This is a genomic window from Anabaena sp. TISTR 8404, from assembly GCF_056847745.1.
Genome location: NZ_CP180578.1, coordinates 3,129,460 through 3,149,513, shown reverse-complemented (window position 1 = coordinate 3,149,513; position 20,054 = coordinate 3,129,460). Strand labels below are relative to the sequence as shown.

Sequence of the window (20,054 nt, the reverse complement as noted above, 5' to 3'; positions counted from 1 at the left end):
GGGACAGGTGACAGGTGATAGATGATAGGGGTAAATAATTTTACTCAGCACTCAAGACTCAGCACTTTCCTATAAAAACTTTCTAAACCTGCAACACAAGCCTGATCATCAAATAATAAATGATGACGCTGACTCATTTTTTCAGTGATGTGGTTTCGCCAAGTTGGGTTAAGTCCTAATTTGACGGCAATATCAATATATTCTGCCTCATTTTCGGTGATGGTGTCGGTCACTCCCAGCATTTTGAGAAAGCTATCAGAGTGACGACCACGCATAAATTCTCCTGGACAGGTAACAATGGGGAGATTGCAAGCGATCGCTTCTAAGGTAGTATTACCACCAGACCAAGTAAAAGTATCCAAATAAACATCTGACAGTAAATTAATCATCAGATAATCTAAGCGTTCTGGGATACTCAAAAATACACAGTAATCTTCACTATCCAAATTAATAGCAGCAAAAGCACGTTGAAGACGCGGCTTGAGTAAAGTTCCTCGCAAAAATACAAATTTAGCTTGCGGAACACGTCGAGCAATTTCCGCCAAAATAAAATCATATTGTGGTAAATATTTAAATGGTGCTTGGCAACATAAATAAATCACCGCATCATCTGAAAGCTGAAAATCTGAGCGAGTTTTGATGATTGGTGGAATATAAGGTTTCGGGTAAGATACACCAATATTAGGTAAGCGAATTAGTTTTTCAGAATAATGTTCTTGTGCATTTTCTGGTTCCATTAACTCGCTAGATAAAAAATAGTCAATTGTTGGTAAGCCTGTTGTTACCGGATGTCCCCAAGCTACACATTGTACAGGCGCAAGCCGCAGTCCAGCTATTTGCATAGTTTGCGGATCCATACCAATTTCTGGAAACACTAAAATATGTAAATTATCAGCAATTATTTGTTCACAAACTCCTGGTAAGTTATGAGGAATATGGTGAAAAATATCGCTGTATTCTTGAAATTGTTGTGTGACTGGATCTGGATCATTGCCTGTATAGTAACAGTAAATTTCAAAAAGTTGATGATTACAATAACGCAGCCAGCCAGTTAACCATAATGTTCCGCTATAAGAATGTAAGAAATGAGAAATATACCCAATGCGAATTTTTTGCTGTGGCTGGAGATTAGGTATAGATAAAGGCGCAACCCATTGAGGATAGTTAGCCGCCATAATTTCATGCACTAATTGTCCATATTGACTTTGCAATTCTCTATCATTTTGTGCTTGATAAGATAGATAAAAGTTTGTCAGCCGACCAATACCAACTAAAGCATTGTTTTTTTCTTCTGGAGTATGCAAGTTGGTTTGTGCAATTAAATCTTTTAATCCTTGGGTGTAACGCTGGCGATAAAAAGCTATTTCAGCTTCGTTATCATAAATACTGGGAACTGTTAAATATTTTAGAAGTTTAAAAGTATAATCATCTGGGAGGCAGTTACAAGCATTTTCAGCACTAGCAATTGCTTCTTGTATCCGACCGTTACGACGTAAATCAATAATTAATAAAAAATGTAAGCTACCTTCTGTTGGGTATAGTTCAATAGCTTGCTGTAGGGTGATAAAATATTCATTGATTAAGTTTAAGTTTCTATAGCAGTGAATTAATTGCCAGTAAATTTGTAAATCATGTAATTGTAACTCTAGCAGTTTTTGATACTGAGCAATCGCAGCTTGCCATTGCTCTTTTTGGAATAATCTATTACCTAAATCCCAAATAAGTTGAACTATCGATATATTACAGAATTCTTCTACTGTATATACTGGAATATTATCAGCTTGCGAATAAAATAAATTTTCCTGATGTGCATCGTTGAAAATAATTTGTGCATGGATTTGAGAAGCTAACATTTCCCACTGGTAAGCATCTAAATTGATCAGGAGAGAAATTTCACATCCTATACTAATATCAGAATCATCTGCCATGATCAGATTCATCAATACACTAGACAAAACTAAATTAGCTATATCTTCAGGAATATTACTACTATCTATAATTAGTGTTATTTGATTACTGTCAGGATGATTATTAACTGCCTGAATCATCCTTGCTAAATTTAGACAAAGAGACTCTTCGGATTGTGACCAATCAGGAAAGATAATTACATTGATATTACTTGTTGTCTTCACATTACATAAATCAGGTATTAATTCTTCTGTTGTAGTAATCAATTGATAAACTCCTGCTGATAATTTCAATATACCTTTTAAATTACAGTGAGTGCTTTAATGTTAAAGCACTCACAATAAATTTGAAACTATTTAGTACTTACTAATGCTTTAAAAAACACAAACTTGATTAATAAAGCTTTCTAGCTCACATGCTGGTATTGATTCTAATGCTAGTTCTGCTAAAGCTGCTTTATCTTCATGTTCTATGATAATTCTGCTGCTGATCTGAGGTAATAAAGCTTGCCACTGGATATCGGCTAAATTACCAACCAAAGAAATCTCTAAACCTTCGCTAACATCCAAATCTTCTGCCATTAACAAATTCATCGTAACACCAGAAAGTAACAGTTCTGCATCCTCAGTAGTTATGTTACTTGTGATAATTAATAGAGTGGTTTTTTGGCTATCAGGATAAGTTGCGATCACTTTAATTACTGATTCCAATTCTAAACCAATTAATTCTTCTGATTGCGACCAATCAGGAAAAATAATTACATTAATTTCCTTGAGATTTAAAGGTAATAAACTGGCGTTAATCAAAGCAGAACTGACTATGTTAGCCATCTTTGTCCAAGAAAACTTTTGCGCTTGAGCTAAACCAGCCTCAATTAATACTTGACGAACTCTAGGTTTCTGCACATCAAACAAAGCATTTGCTAGTCCATCTGTATCATCATCTTTCACATAAATTACCGCTTCTCCTCCTACTTCTGGAATTGAAGCATTAGGACAAGTAATTACCGGACAGCCACAAGCCATCGCTTCAACTACAGGCATACCAAAACCTTCATACTTAGAAGGATAAACTAATGCCACAGCACCAGAATAAGCTGTTGCTAATTCTTCATCAGTAAGCTGCAACATATAAACAGCACTACCTGATGTATAAGCTCTAAATTCAGGTGCTAATATCCCGCCACTGCCTGTACAAACAATATCAAATCCATAGCTACTAGCAAGTTGAGAAAAGGCTTGAAAGAATAAACCACTATTCTTATAACCATTTCCCGCACCAACTAAAATAAAATAAGGTCTTGTAATACCATACTTCGCTTTAAAAGCATTAACTTCTTCTGCTTTTGCAGGCGAAAAAGTATTTTTAACTCCACAATGAGCTACAGTTACAGAGTCTACAGAAATTTCCGGAAAATATTTACTAAGGTCACGCGCCGTTTGTTGGGAAATAGCTATGTAAGAGGATGCACTTTGAATTGCTAAATGCTTTTCTCGCCACATAGGATTATTAATCACATCCCATCCCAGCACTTCTGGTATCATATCGTAAGCCATGAATACAGAAGGCGTTGTTAATGGGGTTGTGTAGTAAGAAGATACAAATAAATCAGCACCTAATTCATCACATACTTGCTGTAACATTTCTCGATCAGCTTGAGTATGGTTATAATCATATTTGGCAATATCTAAATACCTAACTCTAGAAATTTTAGGTGCTGTATTACCACGATCAAGTACAACAATATATTTAGCAAATCCACTATTTGCCCATTCTTCTAACAACGAATTCCAGACACGTGCAATCCCAGTTTGGTAAAGCTGGAAAAATACTCCATCAATAATAACTGTAAAACCTGTATTTGCATCTGAAAAAAATCTACCCAGTGCATTACTTGTTTCACTTAGATTAACTAATGGATTAATGCGCTCTCTAGCTGGAATATTATTGTTTACCCAGTCTATAAGTGTTGTAACTCTACATTTAAGAGTATGTAACTCATGGCATAAATTATAGCCTTGTATAGCAATCTTTTCAGCCAAATCTGGATTCGATATCAAGTATTCAATTTTTTCTATTAAATCCTCTGGTTTATCACCGTCATAAAAGACAGCATGTTCCCAATCTTTGAGTAATTTCTGAGATTCAACACCAGTAATTTTATTTTGTAAAAGCAAACTACCACATCCTATGATTTCAAATGGACGTGCAGTTAATGTTGGTGAATTAGATGGCAAGTTTAAAACTAGCCGATATTCATTAATTTCTTGCACATATTCTTCTAAAATTTTTACAGGATTTCTATCATGTTGTAGATTATTGGAAAATAAATCTACATTCTGATGTTGACTTAAAGCTTCTATTAATCTATGACGTTCTTTGTATGATTCTTCCGTGAAGTAACGAGGCGTGTTACCTCTAAATAAGCCTCGATTTAATCTCTCTGAAAATGGCTTATTCATTCTAAAAAATTCTGAATCAATAGCAAATGGCATGAACATCATTGGCAGAGAGATACCTAATTGCTGTTTCAGGAAATCTACATCAGGTTCATGATTACAAATCAAACCATCTACACAAGGAACCACACTTGCAATAGCTTGGTACATTTGCTGCTGCCATACAGGAGTATTTTGCACTACATTTGTTGAATGGCACTCCTGAACAGTTGCTATTTTAGTTATTGGGGATTGATGCCATCTTTCTTGCCATTTAAGAGTACTATGTAGTGGTTGAGAATGCCAGTCAAAACCCAGCATTAAAATAATATCTGCCTGCGGATTTTGGAGATATTCAAATAAACCATCATCATCTAAAGGTTCTTCTGCACCCCATCCAGCAACTGGTCGAAATACTCGATTTAGCACACCTTCGCGCTGTAAAGTATTTACCCAACCTTGTGAAAAAGACCATCCATGAACGCCAGTGGCTTGTAACACTACATCTATACGTTGTTTATTTTGTGGTGTTTTACTAATAGATAACTTATTAGCTGGAGATTCATTTGCTTGTGTTGTATGAGTTACATTTGGAGACGAGCTAAGTGATATGGATGGATTATTTTTTACTTGTAATAGTATTTGTTCATTTAAACTACTAAGCTCTTTCTGTAATACTACTAATAAGCCATTGTTCGCAAAATGTGTTCTTCCTGGATGAAGCTCTTCTAATTTATTTTGAATTTCTGAAGGAATTGTAGTTATCCCAATTCCTTCAATACGTTGAATTTTAAAGGGGCTTTGATTAATAAACTCTACATAGTCCTCCGTAAAAAAACGATTAATATGTCCAGAATTATAAACATGGTACATTATTAAATCCACAGTTTCTTTATCTATGAATTGATAAAGGTGCTGACAAAGTACTGGAGGACGTATGAGTAGATGTCCCCAAGGAGGAATAGGAGAATTATGAAAATCAAAACTTTTTCCTTTGGTGTCTGTAATTAGGGGTAAATGATGCCCGTCATGAGCAGACCAAATAGGAGAAAAAACAGAAAAAAGCTGACCTCCCGGTTTTAAAGCTAAAAACATTTTTTCTAAAGCTGTAGGAAACTTATGAATGTGTTCAAATGCAGCTATCGAAAAAACTAAATCATATTGATTGTAATAATCAGGAGGTAGTTCTTCTATATTTGCGGCATAAAATCGGTACTTATTAATATTTGTATTTTTATTAGTAAAATCCAGTTTTTCATTATCAGCTAAATGAGGCAAGATTGATGCTTGAGAAATATTGCTAACTCCTTTAAGAGCATCTTCATATTCAGGGGACTCAACAGCAGTCCAAGATTTAACATGTAAATAATCAAAGACAAATTCTTTAGGTAGACTTCCGCCGACCTCTAAAACATTTTTACCAGCAAACCCTACTGTTTCTTCACACCATAAAGCAAAGTTTACATGGTAAGAAAGATTAAATTTTTCTTGGCACTCTAAGATATTAGACTGAGTAAGTTTTTTTGTCATATATGTTTATACCTAAATAATTACAATATTTCTCTAAAAATGAAGCTCGTTATTACTTACCTTGCTGCTTTTTTACCTGCTCTAATACAGCTTTATAATCTTGTCTTTCAGGGTGTAGTTTGACTAACTTTTCCATCAGCGCGATCGCACCTTTGGTATCCTTTAATTGCAGTCGAGCTAAAGCTAGTTTTTCTAAAGCAAGTTGGTTGTTTGGCTCTCGTTGCAAAACCAGCTCATAACCCTGGACTTCTTGCTGTAAAGTAGACTCAACAGATACATTGTTTGTCTGGTGGGGCTGCTGATGTGTTTGTTGTACTCCATTAATCACACCAAATACCGTTGAACCCACAAACGAGCCTATCCCTACGATTGTTAAAATCCTTTTCTTTCGCTCAATTTTCTTTTGACGGGAAATAATATAATCATCCCCAGAGCTAGACATGTTCTAATGGTTGCTGTTAGAAATACTGAGATACCAGCAAGCCTCCAGTTATGAGAGTACCCAGCACCCTAGAGAAACTATCATCTAGGTTGTAAAGTTTTTATAATCCTAGAGTGGAATATCTTACGCATAAAAGAAATAAATCTATCTTTGGTTTTGCTTTTTGAAGAAAACTAACTCAGCTACCGCATAATTTCTGTAAAAAAATTAATAACTTATAAATTTTTGTAATAATTAAGCTTGTCTACGGTTTCCATGCTTGCGGTATTGTATACTACGTTTAAATATACGCGGTAAACCCTCCTTCACCGTGCTTTAAAAACCTCACATCAGCCTAAAATCGTTGTTTTATCAACAAATACTCACATACTGATGGCTGAAGTACATAAAAATCTGCAAGTTTAACTTGTGTTATCACTGCAACTTTCAAAACGGCTGATTTTTTCGTGACGCACACACGATGAGTACTTGGTAAAATTCTCAGTTTTGTGGTGGTAATTACCGTACAAAACCGCATTTTGCCAAAAATAAGTAGAGTTTGTTATGGTATATTTAGAAAGTTAAGACTAGCTTTACCAATTCCAACGCTCTACGCATCGATAAAAATTGCCAAGCGGAAAGCAGTTTTGATTAAGCATTTACCCAAACGAAATCTGAAAATCAATCTAGGTTATGACTCAGCAAGTAATTCACCCAATGGTGAAATTGCAGCGTAACGTGCAATCACTCGTAGAATCCAATATCATCAAACCAACTGATAGCATTTGGAAAATTGCCTTCCTTTACGGCAATGACTGGCAGCACTGGAAACAGGAACTGTTAGACTTCGGCTTCAGTATGCAAGATCCAATCAGTGAACTACTGGCTGTAGAAGCATGGGATGAGGAATAAAGTATGAAGGATGAAGTGTGTAGACGCTTTTAGCGGCTTGCCGCAGGCTAGTATGAAATTAATTTTATACTTTAGCCTTCATTCTTCCTCATCCATAGCACCTAAGCTTTGCAAGCGGCCAATGCTGCGGCTAATTCCCTAGCGGTTTGATAGCGATCGCGTGGCAAAGGCTCTGTAACACGTTCAATCACCTCTCTAATTTGGGGTGTAATCGTGGGAGAGTTTGCCACATCAAACCGAAAATTACGTCCTTTTTGGCGGAAAAACTTGAAAGGGTTTTCCCCAGTCAGCAAAAAAATTAGTGTCGGCCCAATGGCATATAAATCTGATTGAATCAGAGGTTGTCCGCGTTCTTGTTCAGGCGCACAATAACCTTCTGCACCAATTCGAGTGCCTGGTGTCGTGCCAATTTCTTTAACAGCACCAAAATCTAACACCACTATATGATTATTGGCATTGCGCACCATCAGGTTAGCGGGTTTAATGTCACGATGAATTAGTGGTGGTTCTTGGCTATGCAAATAGTCTAAAATGTCGCAGGTTTGAATCATCCAGGCGATCGCTTGGCTTGGCGTGACAGGCCCAGTTAGCTGGACTCGTTTTTCCAAATCTTGCCCATGCACTAATTCCATAGCCAAGTATTTTTTGCCACCTTCCACAAAAAAGTCGTAATACTTGGGAATTCCAGGATGATTGAGAGATTTTAGCGTATGAGCTTCCCGCTCAAATAATTCTTGGGCTTTGGCAATTTTAGCCATATCAGCGTTCATTTGCTTTAAGACCAAAAGTTGCGGATTTCCCGTCATCCAACCTTTTGTATCCCAAGCTAAATAAGTTGTACCCATACCTCCCTGGCCTAAAGTGCGCAATACCTGATACTGACGAATTGTCTGTTGCACTGATAGAGGTTGACCACAATGGATGCAAAACAAATTTTTTGGAGAATTACCTTCATGAGTGCAAGTGTAAGCTGCTCTAGCAGGGTCTTGATTTGCAGACACTGATGCAGCCCATTTTTCTGACTCTGCACTACTTTCGGGCGAAACCTCTTGAATTTGAAATTGCAGTATTGGGCCTCCCTGTGCCAGTTGCAACATGGCATTATTAGGTAGCGGACTTTGAATAACTAAAATGCCATTGAGGAAAGTACCATTTGTACCTTGGCTATATATCTGCCAAGATTCTTCATTACTACCAGCACTGACTTGCCTGAGTTCTAGATGATGTCGGGAAACCAAACTATCAGATAAAACCACATGATTGTCCACCGCTCGACCAATCCGAATCACGGTGGAATTCTCAAAGCACCACTGTTTGAGTGGCGTTTTGTTTTGCGGTTCTAACAGTGTCACAATAACCACAATAAAACCTGCATAAAAAATAGGGAGTAGTGAGTGGGGAACAGGGAGTAGGAAGGCTTAAGGGAAAATTTCAGACTTCATACTTCAGACTTCATACTTTCCATGTTTGGGCGCACTTTTGCCCGCACAAGTATTGCAGTAATGTTGTCATGACCATTTTCTTGGTTTGCCAAATCAATTAATTCGGTGACACCCTGTTCCAGGTTAGCGCCAGAACTTAGCAGAGGAAGTAAATGAGTCTTCCAATGGGTTTCTAGTAAATCATTATCTGATAAACCGTCAGAGGCCAAAATTAGCAGGCAATCTTCATTGATGTCAAAAAACTCAACATCAGGGTAGATAGCGCTTTTGTCACGTGGCCCCAAAGCTTGAGTTAATTGGTAAGCATCTGGACGAGCATAGGCGATGCTGGCTTCGACTCCGCGAGCAATTTCTCGTTGACCAACTTCATGATCTACGGTGAGTTGTTCTAGTCCACGTTTGCGAGTTAAGCGGTAGAGGCGACTATCTCCCACATGGGCAACTGCTGCTTCGGTATCTTGGATGAGAAGGATCACCAAGGTAGTACCCATACGCCCAACTCCCGAACGGGCATCTTGTTGATTTAGCTGATAAATTGCTTGATTAGCTAAATAAACTGCTTCGCGAATATTTTCTTCAGTTGGGCGCTTGTCAGATTTCCAATGTTCTTGAAAGTATTGCCGCACGGTGTTAACAGCCAATTCACTAGCTATTTCACCACCAGCATGGCCACCCATACCATCGCAGAGAATATACAAACCACGGGCTTGTAAAACTCGGTTTTTGGGTAATTCTAGCTTCTCAATTTTAGTTTCAATGCCAAAGTAGTCTTCGTTGTGCTGACGTTGACGACCTACGTCTGTGCGTCCGACATCTTCGAGACTGCTTAATTGCATTGACAGAACAATGGTGGGTAAGTCGTCGCTTTTGGCGAAACTATCTTCATCTACCTCATCTTCTAACTGAATGACGGTGGGTGCTGTAGGAATTTGGTTTGCTGTTGGGGAAAAACTAGGAATCGGTGATGTTTCTAGTTCTGTGGCGATCGCTTCTAGGCGCGATCGCAACTGAGGGATAGTTTGAATTTTCCTGAGTTCCAAATCCTCCAAAATCTGCAATACAGCACCAAACTGTGTGCGTTGGGACTGCCTAAATAATTCCTGCCAAACATCCCCCAATGCTTTCAAACTAAAAGGCTGTTCTGCTAGTGCCAATGTTTCGTCTTCTGCTGTTATATCTGCCTCAAAATCTACATACAATCTTTCTAACGCCAGTGTTTGGTCTTCATCCACTCGCAGATTCGACAACTCCAGCAAACTTTGACGGCATTTAACTGGCTCTAGCACTGCCCAAAGTTGGGTCATTTGATAAAACCAATGTAAAATTTGTAACGAACTTGTTGTGTCTTCTTTCCACAGTTCGATTAACCTTGGCCAATCCGAACGGTCTTCAATTAGCACAACCTGGGTGTTGCCTTCCTGCCAAGCATCATGAATTACTGGTATTCCTGGTTGATTTAACGCATGTAATTCTACATAAGCCTTGGCAAACTTAGGAACACCAATTTCTTTGCCAGATGAAGTTAACAATCCTTGATTGATGTTTTCTAATATTGCTTCGACAGGCGATATTTGATACGGCTGACAATCTAAGACACGAACACAAACTTCTGTCTGGGTTATATTTTCCTCTGAGATTGGCAGGGCTTCTAACAATTGATAACGTTTTTCTTTATCTATGTAAGAACCTGCTTTCAACACGGGTCTAGCAGAAAGTGGTAGAGTCAATTCCGTGGAAAGAGGTAAAGTTGGTAAATCATCCTGATCATCTTGCCAACTGCCTAAATCCCAGTCCCCACTTCCTTCTTTAGTAATAATTGCCCACCACACTTTTCCAGACTCTGCACCGCAGTTATCACAATGTTGGGCATTTAATGGTACATCAGTACCACATTGATGACAAACATGATGAGTTAGGGAGGTGCCACAGTTTTGACAAAATTTATTAGCGTTGGGGTTTTCAAATTTACACTGAGGGCAAATCAGCATAGTGGAAGTTCCTCTATTCCCGTTCCAAGGTGCTTCTAGCCACTAATATCCAAAGTGCCACAATTTTAGTTGCCCCTGCCTACAGTAGACCTACAAGAGATTGTGGTTTCACCAGTGAATTTTGGTGGCAGTATTAATTGTGACGCATATTAGCTAAATATTTTAGACAACGGCAAGTTAATTTTTGCTGATCAAACAGTATTAGCAATGTTGACTTTACTCATGAATTCTCTTTTTAATTTTACCTTTTTACTTTTTACTTAATTGGCGATGCAATGGTAATTCGATAGTAAAACAGGTACGATTTGACTTACTTTCTACCTCTATTGTTCCTTTTAATTGCTGAATTAATTTCTGCACTAATGCCAGCCCCAATCCTGTGCCACCTTGCTTCCACGGATCATTACTAGGAATACGGTAAAATTTTTCAAATATGTTTGGTAATTCCGAGCTTGGGATTTCTACACCTGAATTAATCACTTGAAATTGCATATTTTCTAACTTTAATCGGGTAGAAATCACAATTTCGGCATCTGGAGGGCTAAATTTACAGGCATTAGTCAGCAGTTCTATGAATATGCGTTCTAGGCTGAAAGGATCGCAGGCCAGTAAAGGTAGATTAGGCGCTATGCTTAAACTTACCTTTTGCTTACATATAGCGCGGTTACGTGCTTGAAATAGCTCTACAACCCGCCAAAGCCATTGTTGTACTTGAATAGTTTCCAGTACCCAAGGTTGAGCATTGCTATCTAACCTTTGTAAATCGAGAAAGTTATCAATAAGATTGATTTCGCGATCGCACTCGTTATTTAAAATTTCAAAATAGCGAGATGCTTTTGAGCGTTCTGCTTGTGGCTTGGCCATTTCCACCAACAAATTTTGCTCTTGATGCAGTGCAATTCCTAGCATTTGAATTGCCATTTTCATATTCGTTAGTGGCGTGCGGAGTTCGTGGGAGACGGTGTTAAGAAACGCTTCCTTGAGGCGACTGAGGCTTTCCATCTCTGCCAACTGCACCTGGATTGTCGTTTGGCTTGTTTGTTGATTAACTTCTTGCTGTTTATAAGCGGTGATATCTTCACACACCATCACAATAGCGGGATTTTTCTCAGAATATTCTTCTTTAGGCAATATCTTGAGTGTAGTTTTGACCCATGTAATCTTACTATCAGGGCAGTTGAGCCGATATTCTCCATTGATAGATTGATTGGGGTGAGTATTACTGAAAAGCTGAATGAATGCCTCAGATAGTTTTTGTTTGTCTGTTGGTTCAAACAAATTCAACACAGAGGTGTTGATTAATTGTTCAGGTGTGTAACCCAGACAGTTGGCTCCGAACTGGTTTACAGACACAATTATTCCCGTCGCATTCAAACTAAAGTAAATTGTCGGCGTATTGTCATAGAGACTTCGATACCACTGGAGTTCTGCTTGTGTACGCCGTAGCATTTCTGCTGTGTACAGTTCTAAATCCGAGGTTCGTTCAGGCACAAGTTCCAAGCGAGCCGGAGTGGCTGACAAGGTATCTTGTTGTTCGCGCGTTTGATGCCAGAGCGATCGCTGATTAAAGCTCATAAGACTTAAACTTGTACCCAAAGGCTAAAATTCATTAGTAGGGAATAAAAAAAGTTAATTATACTTTTTTTGACTAAATTTAACCAATTAAATCCAAAAAAGTTGTTTTCCAGTGTTTAATTCTTTCTAGTGATGGCTAATGCTCACAGAGTATTGCTCACGTTTATTTACATCTGTTTAATGGTTGCCCCAAAAAATATATTTACTAAGAGAATTTAGACTTGTGAGTTCTAGATTCTGCATACTTTTTAGGTAAGTTATGCAACAATTTGAGTTCAGATGCACTTAGGTCACGCCACTGACCTAGTTGTAGTCCATCCAAGTTGAGATGGGCTATGCTCACCCTGATGAGTCGCAAAGTTGGGAACCCTACAGCCGCAGTCATGCGCCGCACCTGACGGTTTTTGCCTTCTGTCAAAGTCATTTCTAACCATGCTGTTGGCACATTTTTGCGAAATCGGATAGGTGGATTGCGATCGCATACTGGTGGATCTTCAGGTAACAGCCTCACTTGTGCAGGTCGAGTGCGATAATTTTGGATTTCTACACCCGTTTGCAATTTGGTTATAGCATCTGCATCGGGAATCCGCTCTACTTGTACCCAGTAAGTTCGCTGATGGCCAAAACGCGGATCAGAAAGTCGATGTTGCAATTTTCCATCGTTTGTCAACAGTAATAACCCTTCACTGTCCCAGTCCAAACGCCCTACAGGATACACATCAGGTACATCAATATAATCTTTAAGGGTGCTATGATTCGGTGTTTCCTGCGTAAATTGGCTGAGAACACCGTAGGGTTTGTGAAAAATCAGATACCGAAAGCTACTAGTCATTAGAAATTATCTATTTTTTCTCTACTCCTTGACTTCCCAACTGATACTTAACAGGGTTGACTGCGTGAAATTATGCAGAAATTTGGGAATTTTAAGAAAAATTACATAAAGTTGAATATGCCGAACTCTAAGATTTGCCGACGTTCTTTTTGTTCCTGGGAGGCGCTTCCCTATTAAAGGTATTAATCTATAATGCCAAAAATCCTGCTCCAGCGGCTTTAAAACAAGATTGAATGAGATTTCAAAAAGGCGATCGCCGGGAAATATTTGGTGGTTAGAAGGGTGAGGTGCGATCGCTTCCATTGAGGGCATTTTTACTAATTAACCAGGAGCGATCGCCAGACTTATAATACTTATATGTAGCCAAATTTTTTAATTACATCAGGCAATCTCCCAGCTTTATTTAACTACGAATTCCAAATTAAACTGCGCCAAAGTTCTATGACCCTTGCTAAATCTTCTGAACTAGGCATTACCCATCTTCCAGACCATACTGAATTACCAGAGTCAGACGGAACCTTTGTGAAAAACTTTCAAGAACATCCTCAAAGTATCCTTCTGACCGATTCTATTGCAGGGTTATTACAGCAACTACATCCTGATAATCAATACTGCATTGGCCAAGATTGCGGTATCTACTGGCGTTTAACAGAACCACCAGAAAAAGGCGCAGAAGCACCTGATTGGTTTTATATGCCTAACGTACCGCCAATGTTAAACGGTAAATTTCGCCGTTCTTATGTGTTATGGCAAGAATACGTCGCACCATTAATTGTCTTAGAATTTGTCTCTGGTGATGGTTTAGAAGAACGGGATAAAACACCCCTCACTGGTAAATTTTGGGTATATGAGCAAGCAATTAGAGTGCCATTTTACGGTATTTACGAGTTTAGTAAAGCTTCAGTAGAGGTATATCATCTAGTAGATGGAAAGTATCAATTACTGCCAGCGAATGAAAGAGGTCACTATCCCATTTCCCCGATGGGCGTGGAATTAGGCATTTGGCAAGGGCAGTATAAAAATATGGAAGCACCTTGGTTGCGGTGGTGGGATGCACAGGGAAATTTGTTGCTGAGTAGTGATGAAAAATCCCAACAATTAGCATTTCAGTTAGAACAAGAACAGCAACGAGCCGAACGCTTGGCAGAACGCTTACGTCAAATGGGTATTGACCCTGATCAATTGTAGATATAAGTTTTTATGATATTGATTAGCGTATTTAAAATTTTAAACTGTTTTAATATGTATAATCATGCTAAGGGTTACATTGATTTTCAATAATTTGAATCAATTTAAATGCTTTTTGATAATAGTCTTTTATTGTTGCATATGTGATACCAACATCTTGACCATGTGCGATATTATTTCTGTTAGCAACAATACTATCAATTGCGTCTTTTAATTCACCTTCAGTAGCTTTTCTGAGATTTGATTCCCATTCTAGGCTAAATGCTCCTGTTAACTGAAGTATTTTTTCCATTTTAGGGTTTTGTAAATCATCTAATTTACGTTCTACAAAATTAGCTATATTTGGAATAGCCTTATTTTTTGCATATTGACTATATATTGCACGTACTGAATTTTCTATAAAGCCTGAAACTAATATACATAAATATCTTGCCCAATGTGCCTTAAGCTCATTGTCATCTGGTAACTGATTAACTTTTTCAAATAGGTTATCCAGTTTTTGTTTAGCCCGCATCACCTCACGATTTTTCATTCTATTTCAGCAAACATATCAGTAGCAATTTTTATTCTATTTTTGACATTTTCTTCTTCAGATGTACGAGCTGTATTTACTGTTACTGCGAGAAAATTTTCATTCTCTAAGAGGCTGGTATATTTTGATTTCAATTCTTCACAGTTGTGAATATTACCCTTTTCTATTCGTCGAGCAACACCTACCATAACTGCATCGAAAACAGATGCGTTTAAAATTTTTTTAGGTTTAAAAGCTTTATCACCAATACATTGATAAATTTTGTTAATCGTAATTTCAAATATATGTCTAATTTGGCTAGTAGAATAATATTTTAAATGCCTATTTTTGCCCATAAAATTGTTAAGAAATTCCTTCATAGGTTTTTTGTATTCATTATCTTTAAAATAAAGTGCAAGGAATCGAAGAATGAGTTCTTGATCTCTCAAATTTTTGTCGTTTGTACCATATATAGCCCGCCACGCAGAATTGTTATTGAGTTCCTTTAATAAATCGTTAAATTCTCCATGATAAATAGAAGAACGAATCTCTTGAGGCTCTAATCTTGTACCACCTGTATTCAGTCTTTGAAAAATATGATAAATACTACTGTCATCTTCCGATGGTTCATCTTGATTGACGATTGTTGCGTGTATGATGGAATCATCTAACCTGCGGCGGTCTTCATCTGAAAGAGACTTGTATGTCCGTTCCTCAAATTGAGGTTGTACACCTTTAAGAGCAAACTCTTTATCTTTATTATTAACCGGAAAGATTCCAGCATAGAAATATTGAAGCGTCCGTAATCTTTGTTGACCATCAATTACTAACAGTTTTTGTGTTTCTTTTTCTTTTGATAGAAAAATACCTGGAACTGGTAGTCCAAGTAAAAGTGATTCTATAAAACGTGAAGCTTGCTCTAATTTCCATACATAACGACGTTGAAGTGAAGGTATGTATATACTGCCATTTTTTAAACGGTTTACAAGACTGTCAACAGGGTAATCTGCTCCATAGCTAGTGATTGAGTATTTAAATAGAATGATTTCATTTTCCTCATCCTCCCAATTCTCTGGACTGTGAGTTAAAGTTTCTTCATTTATAAAACCCTGCGCGTCGCTATTTGGTTCAATTGTGTTCATCCTTCAGCGTCGCCTCTTGATATTTCATTACAAAAATATTATAGCGATCGCTCTCACCCACACCTCATAAATTGTTAACCCTCTTGCCCCCAACCCTAAACAAAGTGATACAATCTACATCCATGCTAGGGGTGCCTAAATCATCAGGCTGAGATCACACCCTTAACACCTGAGTCTGGGTAATACCAGCGGAGGGAAGCTGTTTATCGAGGAATTCAATATGCGGAAAGAATGGGTTGCCAAGCGGCGTGGTCAGAGCAATGTAACTCAAATGCACTACGCACGTCAGGGTGTTATCACTGAAGAAATGCACTACGTTGCTCAACGGGAAAATCTTCCTGCTGACCTAATTCGTGAGGAAGTAGCACGGGGGCGGATGATTATCCCGGCGAACATTAATCACACCAACCTAGAGCCGATGTGCATTGGCATTGCTTCTAAATGTAAAGTAAATGCCAATATTGGTGCTTCGCCCAACTCGTCTAACCTTCAAGAAGAAGTAGATAAATTGAAGTTGGCGGTGAAGTATGGCGCTGATACCGTGATGGACTTGTCCACAGGTGGCGGTAACTTAGATGAAATTCGCACCGCTATTATTAACGCCTCACCCGTACCTATTGGTACAGTGCCAGTTTACCAAGCATTAGAAAGCGTCCACGGCAGAATTGAAAACCTCACCGCTGACGACTTCCTCCACGTCATCGAAAAACACGCCCAGCAAGGGGTAGACTATCAAACCATCCACGCTGGCATTTTGATGGAGCATTTGCCCTTAGTCAGAAGCCGCATCACGGGGATTGTTTCTCGTGGTGGTGGTATTTTGGCACGGTGGATGTTGCATCACCATAAACAAAACCCGCTTTACACCCACTTCCAAGACATCATTGAAATTTTCAAGAAATATGATGTTTCTTTCAGCTTAGGAGATTCCCTGCGTCCTGGCTGTACCCATGATGCTTCCGATGCTGCACAGTTAGCGGAATTGAAAACCCTCGGACAGTTAACTCGCAAAGCCTGGGAACACGATGTACAGGTGATGGTAGAAGGGCCTGGACACGTCCCAATGGATCAAATTGAATTTAACGTCCGCAAGCAAATGGAAGAGTGTTCCGAAGCACCTTTTTATGTGTTGGGGCCGTTGGTAACTGATATTGCTCCTGGCTATGACCATATTACTTCTGCTATTGGTGCAGCAATGGCTGGCTGGTATGGTACAGCAATGCTGTGCTACGTTACACCTAAAGAACACTTAGGTCTACCCAACGCTGAAGATGTCCGCAATGGGTTGATTGCCTACAAGATAGCAGCCCACGCAGCTGATATTGCTAGACATCGCCCAGGCGCAAGAGACAGAGACGACGAACTCTCCCGCGCCCGTTACAACTTCGACTGGAACCGTCAGTTTGAATTATCCCTCGACCCCGAAAGAGCTAAGGAATATCACGACGAAACTTTACCCGCAGACATCTACAAAACGGCTGAATTTTGTTCAATGTGCGGGCCTAAGTTCTGTCCCATGCAAACCAAAGTTGATGCTGATGCGCTGACAGAACTAGAGAAGTTCTTGGAGCGAGAAAAGGTAACTCAAGGTTAATTACTAGTTAATAGCCCCAGACGTGCAATCTGGGGCTATACCCGCAAGTCTGCGATCGCAGGCTAATTTTTTCACATTAAAATGACAACGTTCCTCACAGACTCCACTGATATTAACAGGATTCATTTCTCATCAAAACTGAATTTACAGCAGCGCAGTGAATTGGGACAGTTTTTCACTCCCGCACCAATTGCGCGGTTGATGGCGAGACAGTTCAGCAATCTATCTGGTCATATTAGTCTTTTAGATCCTGGGGCTGGAGTTGGTGCGTTAACTGCTGCATTTGTCGAACAACTATTAGCAAATCCTCACAATGTCGAAAGTTGTTTGCTCACCGCTTATGAAATTGAATCAGCCTTGTTACCATCTTTGAGGCAATGCCTTACAGAGTGTTGTGTCGCTTTAGAAAAAATAGGGATCACAGCAAATTATTGCTTACATCAAGAAAGTTTTATTAAGGATATTAGTGAAATCAATTTACCACTTTTCCATCAGTCATCTAGTATTTTTACCCATGCAATTCTCAATCCACCTTATAAAAAAATTAATAGCCAATCAATTGAAAGAAAAATCCTCGCACAACTAGGAATCGAAACTGTAAATTTATATAGTGCTTTTGTTTGGCTAACTTTTTTAAATCTGTATGACAACGGAGAGATAGTTGCTATTACGCCTAGAAGTTTTTGTAATGGTCTTTATTTTCGAGCTTTTCGGCAAGCTTTTTTGCAAACTATGGCAATTTCAAAAATTCATCTTTTTAAGAGCCGTTCAGCAGCTTTTATAGAAGATAGGGTATTACAAGAAAATATTATTTTCCACGCAATTAAAACCAAAGTTAGACCTGATTATGTAGAAATAACCAGAAATATTGAAAGCAAGTTAGATGAGTTTTCAGAATTAAGATATGTTCCTTATAGCCAAGTTGTTGATACACATGATTCTGAAAGTTTTATTCATATTGTGACCAACTCTCTTGAAGATTATCTGAGAGCGCAAATGAATCAATTCTCATCTACTTTAGATGACCTGGGCTTAGAAGTTTCAACCGGGCCAGTTGTGGATTTTCGTCTCAAATCAGCGTTGAGAACTTGCTGGGATGATCACAGTGTGCCATTAATTTATCCAGAAGCAATCAAGGCAGGGAAAGTATTTTTTCCCCCTAGTAATCCCCGTAAAGCGATCGCTATTACACAAAACCCAGAAACAGCAAAATGGTTAGTGCCATCTGGCTGGTATGTTTTAACAAAGCGGTTTTCAGCTAAAGAAGAAAAGCGTCGTGTTGTAGCTGCTGTGTGTCCTCCTAGCGATTTTCCGGTAATTGGTATAGAAAATCATTTAAATTACTACCATGCTCAAGGTCAGGGAATGAACCCTGATTTAGCAAGAGGCTTAACAGCATTTCTCAATTCAACTTTATTAGATAGTTACTTCCGTCAATTTAGTGGACACACACAAGTCAACGCCACAGATTTGCGTAAACTTAAATACCCTAGCAAAGATGATTTAATTCGATTAGGAAGCCAAATAGGTGATTCTCACTTAGATCAGGAACAACTTGATCAAGTTGTACATCAAACTTTGTCGATTATGAGCGAAGCCACAAATGCAATTCAGGCGAGCAAACGAATTGAGGAGGCTTTGGCAATTCTCAAAGATATTTCTGCTCCCAAGGCGCAACAGAACGAACGATCAGCACTGTGTTTACTGGCTTTAGCAGACATTCGACCTGAAACACCTTGGCATCAAGCAACAGCACCAAAACGCAGAATCACAGAAATGATGGATTGGTTTCGTGATCACTACGGTAAACAATACGCACCGAATACACGCGAAACAGTGCGACGACAGACAATGCACCAGTTTGTGCAGATGGGGATAGTTGTGGAGAATCCAGATCGACCGGAACGACCAATTAACAGCCCAAAATGGTGTTATCAACTTCATCAACAAGCATTGTCGCTGATTAAATCCTATGGTTCTGCACAATGGGAAGAAGCTCGTCACAATTATGCTATTTCAGTGACAAATTTATTGCAGGACAGAAAGCGAAATAGACCCATAATTCCCGTTACTTTACCTAATGGTCAAGCTATTCAGCTTTCATCAGGTGGACAGAACTTATTAATCAAGGACATTTTAGAAAGTTTCTGTCCCAAATTTACACCAGGAGGTTTTGTGATTTATGTAGGTGATGCTGGAGATAAGTTTATTATCAATGAAACTCAGCAATTCCGAGAACTGGGAATTGAGATAGACATTCACGGTAAAATGCCAGATGTTGTAGTTTACTATGAGCGACAAGACTGGCTGATATTAATAGAGGCTGTAACAAGTCATGGCCCGGTAAACTTGAAACGTCGCAATGAATTAAAGCAACTGTTTCAGTCTAGCCGTAAAGGATTGGTGTTTGTAACTGCCTTTCCCAGTCGTCAGGAAATGACTCGGTATCTAGCTGAGATTTCTTGGGAAACAGAAGTGTGGGTAGCAGATCAACCTGATCACATGATTCATTTTAATGGGGAAAGATTTCTTGGCCCTTATGAAGACCTAGAAAATCTTTCTTGAAATATTGA

13 protein-coding genes and 1 riboswitch are annotated in these 20,054 nt (G+C 38.7%); of the genes, 4 read left to right on the top strand and 9 right to left on the bottom strand.

The window, feature by feature from the left end:
- Positions 1 to 44: 44 nt before the first annotated feature.
- The 3 genes from ACMX3D_RS13630 to ACMX3D_RS13620 all read right to left on the bottom strand — a co-directional run bounded on the left by ACMX3D_RS13630 (position 45) and on the right by ACMX3D_RS13620 (position 6,318).
- Positions 45 to 2,174 carry an O-linked N-acetylglucosamine transferase, SPINDLY family protein gene (locus tag ACMX3D_RS13630; protein WP_482751933.1) on the bottom strand — a complete coding sequence of 710 codons (2,130 nt, stop codon included), beginning with the start codon at positions 2,172 to 2,174 and terminating at the stop codon, positions 45 to 47.
- A 108-nt stretch (positions 2,175 to 2,282) separates the two neighbouring features.
- The gene (locus ACMX3D_RS13625) at positions 2,283 to 5,876 is read right to left on the bottom strand and encodes a glycosyltransferase family protein (protein ID WP_482751932.1); all 3,594 of its coding nucleotides are present in this window, start codon (positions 5,874 to 5,876) and stop codon (positions 2,283 to 2,285) included.
- 52 nt (positions 5,877 to 5,928) lie between these two features.
- A complete protein-coding gene (locus tag ACMX3D_RS13620; RefSeq protein WP_482751931.1) occupies positions 5,929 to 6,318 on the bottom strand; it encodes a tetratricopeptide repeat protein in 390 nt (129 codons plus the stop codon).
- Positions 6,319 to 6,990: 672 nt separating this feature from the next.
- Here ACMX3D_RS13620 and ACMX3D_RS13615 point away from each other — a divergent pair.
- A complete protein-coding gene (locus ACMX3D_RS13615; protein WP_062291811.1) occupies positions 6,991 to 7,209 on the top strand; it encodes a DUF4327 family protein in 219 nt (72 codons plus the stop codon).
- A gap of 101 nt (positions 7,210 to 7,310) precedes the next feature.
- Here the strand turns inward: ACMX3D_RS13615 and ACMX3D_RS13610 are convergent, their stop codons facing one another.
- The 4 genes from ACMX3D_RS13610 to ACMX3D_RS13595 form a co-directional block, all read right to left on the bottom strand.
- The gene (locus ACMX3D_RS13610) at positions 7,311 to 8,570 is read right to left on the bottom strand and encodes a protein kinase domain-containing protein (RefSeq protein ID WP_482751930.1); all 1,260 of its coding nucleotides are present in this window, start codon (positions 8,568 to 8,570) and stop codon (positions 7,311 to 7,313) included.
- 77 nt (positions 8,571 to 8,647) lie between these two features.
- Positions 8,648 to 10,639: a serine/threonine phosphatase gene (locus ACMX3D_RS13605; RefSeq protein ID WP_482751929.1), complete on the bottom strand. Its 1,992-nt coding sequence runs from the start codon at positions 10,637 to 10,639 to the stop codon at positions 8,648 to 8,650.
- 249 nt (positions 10,640 to 10,888) lie between these two features.
- The gene (locus ACMX3D_RS13600) at positions 10,889 to 12,214 is read right to left on the bottom strand and encodes a PAS domain-containing sensor histidine kinase (RefSeq protein WP_482751928.1); all 1,326 of its coding nucleotides are present in this window, start codon (positions 12,212 to 12,214) and stop codon (positions 10,889 to 10,891) included.
- 205 nt (positions 12,215 to 12,419) lie between these two features.
- Positions 12,420 to 13,046: an rRNA large subunit pseudouridine synthase E gene (locus ACMX3D_RS13595; protein ID WP_482751927.1), complete on the bottom strand. Its 627-nt coding sequence runs from the start codon at positions 13,044 to 13,046 to the stop codon at positions 12,420 to 12,422.
- A gap of 441 nt (positions 13,047 to 13,487) precedes the next feature.
- Here ACMX3D_RS13595 and ACMX3D_RS13590 point away from each other — a divergent pair, with 441 nt between their 5' ends.
- Complete coding sequence (locus ACMX3D_RS13590; protein ID WP_482751926.1) at positions 13,488 to 14,234, top strand: Uma2 family endonuclease; 747 nt, start codon at positions 13,488 to 13,490, stop codon at positions 14,232 to 14,234.
- A 67-nt stretch (positions 14,235 to 14,301) separates the two neighbouring features.
- Here the strand turns inward: ACMX3D_RS13590 and ACMX3D_RS13585 are convergent, their stop codons facing one another.
- Together ACMX3D_RS13585 and ACMX3D_RS13580 are read right to left on the bottom strand one after the other, a co-directional pair.
- Complete coding sequence (locus tag ACMX3D_RS13585) at positions 14,302 to 14,766, bottom strand: HEPN domain-containing protein (RefSeq protein WP_482751925.1); 465 nt, start codon at positions 14,764 to 14,766, stop codon at positions 14,302 to 14,304.
- The gene (locus ACMX3D_RS13580; RefSeq protein ID WP_482751924.1) at positions 14,763 to 15,887 is read right to left on the bottom strand and encodes a GmrSD restriction endonuclease domain-containing protein; all 1,125 of its coding nucleotides are present in this window, start codon (positions 15,885 to 15,887) and stop codon (positions 14,763 to 14,765) included. The genes ACMX3D_RS13585 and ACMX3D_RS13580 overlap by 4 nt, the downstream gene beginning before the upstream one ends.
- A 117-nt stretch (positions 15,888 to 16,004) precedes the next feature.
- Positions 16,005 to 16,101, top strand: a riboswitch (TPP riboswitch).
- A gap of 6 nt (positions 16,102 to 16,107) precedes the next feature.
- Here ACMX3D_RS13580 and thiC point away from each other — a divergent pair.
- Together thiC and ACMX3D_RS13570 are read left to right on the top strand one after the other, a co-directional pair.
- Entirely contained in the window at positions 16,108 to 17,481 is a 1,374-nt protein-coding gene (thiC, locus tag ACMX3D_RS13575) for a phosphomethylpyrimidine synthase (protein WP_482751923.1), read from the top strand.
- An 81-nt stretch (positions 17,482 to 17,562) separates the two neighbouring features.
- Positions 17,563 to 20,046 (top strand): BsuBI/PstI family type II restriction endonuclease, encoded by a 2,484-nt coding sequence (locus ACMX3D_RS13570; protein ID WP_482751922.1) that lies wholly within the window; start codon positions 17,563 to 17,565, stop codon positions 20,044 to 20,046.
- The last annotated feature ends 8 nt before the right edge of the window (positions 20,047 to 20,054 follow it).

Bases quoted from the DNA above. Each gene is read 5' to 3' on its own strand.
- ACMX3D_RS13620 (WP_482751931.1), bottom strand. From the start codon at position 6,318: ATGTCTAGCTCTGGGGATGATTATATTATTTCCCGTCAAAAGAAAATT.
- ACMX3D_RS13595 (WP_482751927.1), bottom strand. From the start codon at position 13,046: ATGACTAGTAGCTTTCGGTATCTGATTTTTCACAAACCCTACGGTGTT.
- ACMX3D_RS13585 (WP_482751925.1), bottom strand. From the start codon at position 14,766: ATGAAAAATCGTGAGGTGATGCGGGCTAAACAAAAACTGGATAACCTA.
- ACMX3D_RS13590 (WP_482751926.1), top strand. From the start codon at position 13,488: ATGACCCTTGCTAAATCTTCTGAACTAGGCATTACCCATCTTCCAGAC.
- ACMX3D_RS13615 (WP_062291811.1), top strand. From the start codon at position 6,991: ATGACTCAGCAAGTAATTCACCCAATGGTGAAATTGCAGCGTAACGTG.
- ACMX3D_RS13580 (WP_482751924.1), bottom strand. From the start codon at position 15,887: ATGAACACAATTGAACCAAATAGCGACGCGCAGGGTTTTATAAATGAA.
- ACMX3D_RS13570 (WP_482751922.1), top strand. From the start codon at position 17,563: ATGACAACGTTCCTCACAGACTCCACTGATATTAACAGGATTCATTTC.
- ACMX3D_RS13605 (WP_482751929.1), bottom strand. From the start codon at position 10,639: ATGCTGATTTGCCCTCAGTGTAAATTTGAAAACCCCAACGCTAATAAA.
- thiC (WP_482751923.1), top strand. From the start codon at position 16,108: ATGCGGAAAGAATGGGTTGCCAAGCGGCGTGGTCAGAGCAATGTAACT.
- ACMX3D_RS13600 (WP_482751928.1), bottom strand. From the start codon at position 12,214: ATGAGCTTTAATCAGCGATCGCTCTGGCATCAAACGCGCGAACAACAA.
- ACMX3D_RS13625 (WP_482751932.1), bottom strand. From the start codon at position 5,876: ATGACAAAAAAACTTACTCAGTCTAATATCTTAGAGTGCCAAGAAAAA.